We start from the raw sequence: 8290 nt of genomic DNA, 5'->3' as shown, positions 1-8290 counted from the left end.
CGCGGCGGGCGGCCATGGTGGCGTCGCCGCCCAGCATGCCGGCGGCCGTGCCGCGGTGCACCTGCAGCTGCTGCACGGCGGCATTGACAGCCATCATGGTCGGCATGCCGGTGGCCTCGCTGCGCGCGTGGCGCAGATTGCCCAGCACATCGGTCACATACAGCGACAGGGGCAGCGCCACCATCACCAGCGCCACCAAACCCAGAATCAGCAGCTTGTGGGACAAGCGCATGCGATGCAGCACAGAGGTCATAGCAAATTGCGATACAGCAACTGCTGTCCGCACAGTCAGTGCCCACACCGGTTCGAAAAAAGTTGGTGAAGCAAGTATCCGCAGTAAGCCTGTCAGCGCAGCGATCCGGCGGGCAAAAAAGTGGAGGCTTGCATCCAAAATTGCCACAGATCAAGCAAAACACCGCCTGGGAAACCCCTGGGCCGTCGCCACCACACCTTCACAAGGGCCAGAACCCGCGTATCATTGCAGGCATGAGCGAAGCAACTAGCAATATGCAGGCCCAGCAATGGGACATCGTGGTGATTGGCGCCGGCATGGCCGGGGCCAGCACGGCCTGGCAGCTGGCACAGGCGGGCCAGCGCGTGCTGGTGCTGGAGCGCGAAACCCAGCCCGGTTACCACACCACGGGCCGCTCGGCGGCCTTGTTCGAAGAGCATTACGGCCCCCCCCAGGTGCAGGCGCTGACGCGCGCCAGCCGCGCCTTCTATGAAAATCCGCCCCCCGGCTTCACCGATGTGCCGCTGCTGCACCCGCGTGGCGTGATGTACGTGGCCACGGCCGCGCAAAAACCGCTGATCGATAGCGCCTATGCCGAGGCGGTGCGCCACTCCCCGGGCGCCCAGCGCCTGGACGGCGATGCGCTGCGCGCCCTGGTGCCGGTGCTGAACGCCAGCATCGTCGATGGCTTTGTGGACGATGGCGCGCGCGACATCGAGGTCCACGCCCTGCACCAGGGCTTTCTGCGCGGCCTGCGCCAGCAGGGCGGCCAGGTCTGGTGCCAGGCCGAGGTCACCGGCCTGCAGCACGACGTGTTCGCCAGCCGCTGGACGGTCACGCTGGCCGACGGGCGTCAGCTGCAAACCCACGCACTGGTGAATGCCGCCGGCGCCTGGGCCGATGGCCTGGGCGAGCTGGCCGGGGCCCGCGCCATCGGCCTGGTGCCGGCGCGCCGCAGCGCCTTCACCTTCCCCGCACCCGAGGGGATGGAGGCCGCGCACTGGCCGGCCGTCATCAGCGCGGACGAGAGCTTCTACTTCAAGCCCGATGCCGGGCAGCTGCTGGGTTCCCCGGCGAATGCCGACGCCACCTACCCCCACGATGTGCAGCCCGAGGAGGAGGACATCGCCACCGGCATCTGGAACATCGAGCAGGCCACCACGCTGCGCATCCGCCGCCCCTCGCACACCTGGGCGGGGCTGCGCTCCTTCGTCGCCGATGGCGAGATGGTGATCGGCTGGGACGACGAGGTCCCCGGCCTGTTCTGGGTGGCCGCCCAGGGCGGCTACGGCATCCAGAGCGCCGCCGCCTACAGTCTGCTGGCGCGCAACCTGCTGCTGGACGAGCCCATCGACCCCAGCCTGATGGACGAGGGCGTGGACCTGGCCGCGCTGGAGCCGGCGCGCCTGCAGCGCGGGCGTTGATCCACAAAGCAGAGCAGGTAGCGCATGCTCTGCAAGCCTTTCAGGCACTTTCAAGCCTGCAACCCTTGCCAGACAAGCGCTATACGCTCATTTTTTTATAAACCACCATAAAAAAAGCCCGTCCGGCGCTAACCGGACGGGCTTTGGGGTGGGCTCAGGGCAGGCCTGCGCAGCCGGCTTACAGTTCGATCTTCGCGACGTCGATGATCTTCTTGTACTTGGCGATTTCGCCGTTGATGTACTTGCCAGCATCCAGCTTGCTGTCCATCACGGACGCGCCGGCGTCTTCCATCTTCTTGCGGAACTCGGGCGAGGCCATGGTCTTGTCCAGCGCCGCCTTCAGCTTGGCCGCGATGGGCGCGGGCAGGTTGGCGGGGGCCATCATGGCGAACCACGAGTTGATGTCTACATTCTTGAACTCGGGCGTTTCCGCCAGGGCAGGAATGTCGGGGGTGGCGGCGTAGCGCTTGGCTTCGGTGGTGCCGATGGGGGTCACCTTGCCGGCCTTGATCAGCGGCAGGCCCGAGGACAGCACGAACACACCGTACTCGATGTTGTCACCCAGCACATCGTTCGTCAGCGCAGGCACGCCGCGGTAAGGCACGTGCTGCATGTCGATCTTGCCCTGGTCCTTCATCATTTCACCGGCCAGGTGCAGGGCCGTGCCCACGCCCGACGAACCGTAGCTGAACTTGCCGGGGTTGGCCTTGACGGCCTTGACGAACTCGGCGGCATTCTTCACGCCGGCCTTCTTGGAGGCCACCAGTACCATGGGCTGCGACGCCACCATGCCGATGGGCGTGAAGTCGCTGATCTTGTACTTCACGGCCTTGTTGATCTGGTTGGCGATGGCGATTTCGTTGTTCGCGCCCACCAGCAGCGTGTAGCCATCGGGCTTGGCGCTGGCCACCTTCTGTGCCCCGATGGCGCCACCGGCGCCGCCCAGGTTCTCGACCACCACGGTCTGGCCCAGGTGCTTTTCGATTTCGTTGGCCACCAGACGGCCCACCAGGTCGGTTGAGCCGCCCGCGGGGTAACCCACGACGATGGTCACGGGCTTGTTGGGGAAGGAAGCGGCGTCATCCGCCAACGCGGGGCCGGCTGCCAGCATGGCAGCACCGCAGGCAATCAGGGTGCGACGAAGAATGGTTGTGGTCATAAAAGGTCCTTGTTGCCCGGATTGTGAACAACTTTTCACAATGTTTGCATGAATATATGCAATGTTGACATGCCACATGCGCAAGACCTGCGACCCGAAACAGGGCGTCCGTCCCGTGCGGGGTGCACCCCGCACCAAGATGGCACCTGCAGCAAAGCCGCCACGCACCCATGAAAAAAGCCCGCAGGCAATGCCTGCGGGCCGGGGTCTGTCAGGCGCGGGGCGCCGGCAGCGTCAGTGCGCTCAGTTCACAACCTGGGCCAGTTCGCCCGCGGCGTACTTCTTGGCCATCTGCTCCAGGCTGTAGCCCTTGATCTTGCCGCCCTGGCCTTCGCAACCGAACTCCAGGTAACGCGCCTTGCAGACCTGCTTGGCGGCTTCGCGCGCGGGCTTGAGCCATTCGCGGGCGTCGAACTTGTCGGGGTTCTCGGCCAGGAACTTGCGCACCGCACCGGTCATCGCCAGGCGGATGTCGGTGTCGATGTTCACCTTGCGCACGCCGTACTTGATGGCTTCCTGGATTTCCTTGACGGGCACGCCGTAGGTTTCCTTCATCTTGCCGCCGTACTGGTTGATGATGGCCAGCAGTTCCTGGGGCACGGAGGAGGAGCCGTGCATCACCAAGTGGGTGTTGGGGATGCGGGCGTGAATTTCCTTGACGCGGGAAATCGCCAGGATGTCGCCCGTAGGGGGGCGGCTGAACTTGTAGGCGCCGTGGCTGGTGCCGATGGCGATGGCCAGGGCGTCCAGCTGCGTGGCCTGCACGAACTGGGCGGCTTCCTCAGGGTCGGTCAGCATCTGGCTGTGGTCCAGCTTGCCTTCAGCGCCGATGCCGTCTTCCTCGCCGGCTTCACCGGTTTCCAGGTTGCCCAGGCAGCCCAGCTCGCCTTCGACGGTGGCGCCGATGCGGTGGGCCATGGCCACGACCTGCTTGGTGACATCCACGTTGTAGTCGAAGGACGAAGGCGTCTTGCCGTCGCTCATCAGCGAGCCGTCCATCATCACCGAGCCGAAGCCCAGGTTCAGCGCGCCGTGGCACACCTCGGGGGTGGTGCCGTGGTCCTGGTGCATCACCAGGGGGATGTGGGGGTACATCTCGGCGGCAGCCTGGATCAGGTGCTTGATGAAGGGCTCGCCAGCGTACTTGCGGGCACCGGCGCTGGCCTGCAGGATCACGGGTGCGCCGACTTCGTCAGCCGCAGCCATCACGGCCTGGACCTGCTCCAGGTTGTTCACGTTGAAGGCGGGGATGCCATAGCCGTTTTCGGCGGCATGGTCGAGCATTTCACGCATCGAGATCAGAGGCATGGTCGTGGTCCGGTCAAAAAAGTTGGAATGTAGCGCGGCCGTAACCGCGTCGTAACCGCTAATTTTAACCGCCCCCACCCCGGCTGACCATGGCGTGGCGCAATCGCCCGCCAGCCCGCTGGGGTGGGCGCGTGCGCCACCCTCAGGGCACCCGGCAGATCTGCAGCATGTTGGTGCCGCCGGGCTGGCCCATGGGCTCGCCGCAGGTGATGGCGTAGACATCGCCGGACTGCACGATGCCGCGCATGCGCAGGTGGCTTTCGGCCTGGACCAGGGCGGTGTCACGCTCGGCGCTGGTGTCCATCAGCAGCGGGCGCACATTGCGGTACAGCGCCATCTTGCGCTGGGTGCTGACCTTGGGGGTCAGCGCGTAAATGGGCGTGTGGATGCGGTGGCGGCTCATCCACAGCGCGGTCGAGCCGCTGTCCGTCATGGCCACGATGGCCTTGGCGTCCAGCTTGTGAGCGGTGAACAGCGCGCCCAGGGCGATCGCCTGGTCGATGCGGGTGAATTCGCGCTCGCCGAACTGGGCATCCTGGCTGCGGTCCTCGGCGGCCTCGGCGGCGGCGCAGATGTGGGCCATCTCACGCACCGTCTCCAGCGGGTACTTGCCGGCCGCGGTCTCGGCGCTGAGCATCACGGCGTCCGTGCCGTCGAGCACGGCGTTGGCCACGTCGCTGACCTCGGCGCGCGTGGGCACGGGGTTGGTGATCATGCTCTCCATCATCTGGGTCGCGGTGATCACCACCTTGTCCATGTCGCGCGCCATGCGGATCATCTTCTTTTGCAGTGCCGGCACGGCGGCGTTGCCCACCTCCACGGCCAGGTCGCCACGCGCCACCATGATGCCGTCCGAGACCTTGAGGATTTCCTCCAGCAGCGGGATGGCCTCGGCGCGCTCGATCTTGGCGATCAGGCCGGGGCGGTGGCCGCTGCCGGCGCAGGCCACGGTGCACAGCTGGCGCGCCATTTCCATGTCGGTGGCGTTCTTGGGGAAGCTGACCGCCACGTAGTCGGCGCCCAGGGCCATGGCGGTCTTGATGTCCTCCATGTCCTTGGCCGTCAGCGCCGGCGCCGTCAGGCCGCCGCCCTGCTTGTTGATGCCCTTGTTGTTGGACAGCTCGCCGCCGATGGTCACCGTGGTGTGCACGGCATCGCCCAGCACGCGCTCCACGGTCAGCACGATCAGGCCGTCGTTGAGCAGCAGCACGTCGCCCGCCTTCACATCGCGCGGCAGCTCCTTGTAGTCCAGGCCCACGCCCTGCAGGTCGCCCGGCTCCTTGCGGCTGGCATCCAGCACGAAGCTGGCCCCCGCCACCAATTGCACCTTGCCGTCTGCGAACTTGCCGACGCGGATCTTGGGGCCTTGCAGGTCGGCCATGATGGCCACTTCGCGCCCGGCCAGCACGGCCGCCTCACGCACGGCCTTGGCGCGGTCGATGTGGTCCTGGGCGGTGCCGTGGCTGAAGTTCAAGCGCACCACGTTCACGCCCGTGGCAATCATCTTGGCGAGCAGATCCACCTCGCTCGAGGCGGGGCCCAGGGTGGCCACGATCTTGGTGGCACGGCGGATGTACAGGTCTTGCAGGCTCATCAAACAGGTCTCTCTTGGGGGGTTAATCGCGCATCAGGGCTTCGATCTCGGCCACCTCCACGGGCACGCCGCGGGTGATCAGCTCGCAGCCCGTGTCGGTCACCACGGCATCGTCTTCGATGCGGATGCCGATGTGGTGGAAGGCTTCCGGCACGCCGGGCGCTGGGCGCACGTAGATGCCGGGCTCGATGGTGGTGACCATGCCGGGGCGCAGGATGCGGCTGGGCCGGGTGGTCACCACCTGGCCGCTGAGCGCATCGGTGTGCTGCGTGCTCTGGTCGATCTCGCTCGGCTCCACGTAGCTGCCGCAGTCGTGCACGTCCATGCCCAGCCAGTGGCCGGTGCGGTGCATGTAGAACTGGAAATAGGCGCGCTGCGCGATCACGTCCTGGGCCGTGCCGTAGACGTTGCGGTCCAGCAGCCCCACGTCCAGCATGCCCTGCGCCAGCACGGCCACGGCGGCATCGTGCGCATCGCTGAAGCGGCTGCCAGCCTTGGTCACCGCCACCGCGGCCTTCTGGCTGGCCAGCACCAGCTGGTACAGATCGCGCTGCGGGCCGCTGAACTGGCCGTTGGCCGGGAAGGTGCGGGTGATGTCGCTGGCATAGCCGTCCAGCTCGCAGCCGGCGTCGATCAGCACCAGCTCGCCGGCGCGCACGGGCGCCTTGTCGGCGCGGTAGTGCAGCACGCAGGCGTTGGCGCCGGCGGCGACGATGGACTCATAGGCCACGCCATTGGCACCGCCCTGGCGGAATTCGTGCAGCAGCTCGGCGTCCAGGTGGTATTCGCACACAGCCTCGCCGGCGCGCAGCATGCGGGCCGAGCGCTGCATGGCTCGGATATGGGCGCGGGCACTGATCTGCGCGGCGCGGCGCATGAGGTCCAGCTCGTGCGCGTCCTTGACCAGACGCATCTCGTCCAGCAGCGTGCAGACATCGCCCTGCGCCGCCGGGCACAGCGCCCCGGCGCGGGTGCGGGCGCGCACCTGGCCCAGCCAGCCTTCGACGCGCGCGGCCAGCCCCTCGTGGGTGGCAAACGGCCACCAGACGGTGGCCTGGTTTTCCAGCAGGCGCGGCAGGCGCGTGTCGATGTCGTCGATGGACAGGGCCTCGCTCACGCCCAGGGTCTGCACCGCGGCCTGCGGGCCCAGGCGGTAGCCGTCCCAGATCTCGCGCTCCAGGTCCTTGGGCTGGCAAACAGGGTGCTGCTGCCATCGGCCCGCAGCACCAGGCAGGCGCCGGGTTCGGTGAAGCCCGTCAGGTAGTAGAAGTAGCTGTCATGCCGGTACAGATAGCTGTTGTCGCGGTTGCGACCGCGCTCCGGTGCCGTGGGAATGATGGCGATGCCGCCATCGCCCAATTGGGCGGCCAGGCGGGCGCGGCGTTGTGCGTAAACAGAAGTCATGCCACCGATGGTACTGCGCCCGAATGCCCCTGCGCGCCAGGGTTCAGGCCCACAGCAGGCTGACACCGGCCAGCATCAGCAAGGCGCACACCAGCCACTGCAGGGCCCGCTGCGGCAGCGGCGGCGGATGCCGCGCCACCAGCCACGTCACGGCGGCCACCACGGGCAGGGCCACCGCGCTGACCAGCACCGAGGACCAGGCCAGCTCGCCCATGGCGATGACCCCCCCCAGGCGCAGCACATTGCCCATCAGGAACAGGGCCAGCAGGCTCTGGCGCACCACCAGCGGCGACAGCGGCTGGCGGTACAGGTGGTAGACCAGGGGCGGGCCGGACGTGGAAAACAGGCCGCCCAGCACGCCCGCCAGGCCCCCGGCCAGCCACGTCGACGGCCAGGGCGAGGGCGCCGTGCGCTGCGCCTTCTGCAGCAGCAGGACCACCGCGCACAGCACGATGGCCACGCCCAGGATCATGCGCAGCACGCCCAGGGCGCTGCCGCTGAGCCAGTGCAGCAGCGCCAGCCCCAGCAGCGTGCCCAGCAGGCTGGTGATGGCCAGCGGCTGGAGCACGTCCCAGCGTGGCTCGAACGGGTGGCTGCGCAGGTAGACCGCACCGTTGACCAGCGACAGCAGGCAGGCCACGTTGGCGGCGTCGGCGATCGGCATCAGCTGCAAGGCCCCGGCCACGCCCACAAAGATCAGTCCAAAGGCAAAGCCCGTGAGGTTCTGGCACATCGACGCCAGGGCCACCACCACGAACAATTGCGCGTATTCCCACACCACCATCTCGGGTCTCCCATGCGGCGCCCCCGGGCCCTGCTGCGGCGGCATGCGCCGCATCCAACGAAAAAAGGAGCTGCACGCGCTCGTTCCAACTTGGTTTCAAAGCCAAAAACCTTGAAAACCTCGGCGCAGCGCGCGCTACTCGCTCTTTTTTATGCAGCCTGGTTCAAGGCCGTCAGGCGCTCGGGCGTGCCCACATCGGTCCAGCGGCCTGTGTACAGCGAGGCCCCGCAGCGCCCCGCATCCATGGCCTGGCGCAGCAGCGGCGCCAGCGGCGCGGCCACGCCCTGCGGGTTGCCGGCGGCGATGTCGCACCAGGGCGCGGCAAACAGCGCGGCCTTGAGCAGGGCGATGGTGCTGTAGGTGTAGCGCGGCGCCGCACCGGTCT

Annotated in this window: 5 protein-coding genes and 3 pseudogenes; 1 reads left to right on the top strand and 7 read right to left on the bottom strand. The window is 67.3% G+C overall.

Going from position 1 to position 8290, the window contains the following annotated elements; translation table 11 throughout:
• Positions 1 to 232: pseudogene (locus SJH88_RS17575) on the bottom strand (methyl-accepting chemotaxis protein); the annotation flags it as partial.
• A 275-nt stretch (positions 233 to 507) separates the two neighbouring features.
• On the opposite strand from SJH88_RS17575, the gene SJH88_RS17570 reads away from it, so the two are divergent.
• Entirely contained in the window at positions 508 to 1656 is a 1149-nt protein-coding gene (locus SJH88_RS17570; RefSeq protein WP_274755227.1) for an NAD(P)/FAD-dependent oxidoreductase, read from the top strand.
• A gap of 178 nt (positions 1657 to 1834) precedes the next feature.
• Here SJH88_RS17570 and SJH88_RS17565 read toward each other — a convergent pair whose 3' ends face one another.
• From SJH88_RS17565 to SJH88_RS17540, 6 genes and pseudogenes are all read right to left on the bottom strand, one after another.
• A complete protein-coding gene (locus tag SJH88_RS17565) occupies positions 1835 to 2815 on the bottom strand; it encodes a Bug family tripartite tricarboxylate transporter substrate binding protein (protein ID WP_043378640.1) in 981 nt (326 codons plus the stop codon).
• 243 nt (positions 2816 to 3058) lie between these two features.
• The gene (gene fba, locus SJH88_RS17560; RefSeq protein WP_274755225.1) at positions 3059 to 4123 is read right to left on the bottom strand and encodes a class II fructose-bisphosphate aldolase; all 1065 of its coding nucleotides are present in this window, start codon (positions 4121 to 4123) and stop codon (positions 3059 to 3061) included.
• A 142-nt stretch (positions 4124 to 4265) separates the two neighbouring features.
• Entirely contained in the window at positions 4266 to 5702 is a 1437-nt protein-coding gene (pyk, locus tag SJH88_RS17555; protein ID WP_274755226.1) for a pyruvate kinase, read from the bottom strand.
• 37 nt (positions 5703 to 5739) lie between these two features.
• Positions 5740 to 7121: pseudogene (locus SJH88_RS17550) on the bottom strand (aminopeptidase P N-terminal domain-containing protein).
• A 43-nt stretch (positions 7122 to 7164) separates the two neighbouring features.
• Positions 7165 to 7905, bottom strand: coding sequence for a TSUP family transporter (locus SJH88_RS17545; protein ID WP_043378837.1), 741 nt, complete (start codon positions 7903 to 7905; stop codon positions 7165 to 7167).
• A gap of 149 nt (positions 7906 to 8054) precedes the next feature.
• Positions 8055 to 8290, bottom strand: a pseudogene (locus SJH88_RS17540) (nucleotidyltransferase family protein); the annotation flags it as partial.

The sequence above is a fragment of the Comamonas sp. GCA5 genome (assembly GCF_036541385.1).
GTDB lineage: Bacteria > Pseudomonadota > Gammaproteobacteria > Burkholderiales > Burkholderiaceae_C > Comamonas > Comamonas aquatica.
Note: the sequence above shows the minus strand (reverse complement) of the source record. Positions and strands in the feature narration are given on the sequence as shown.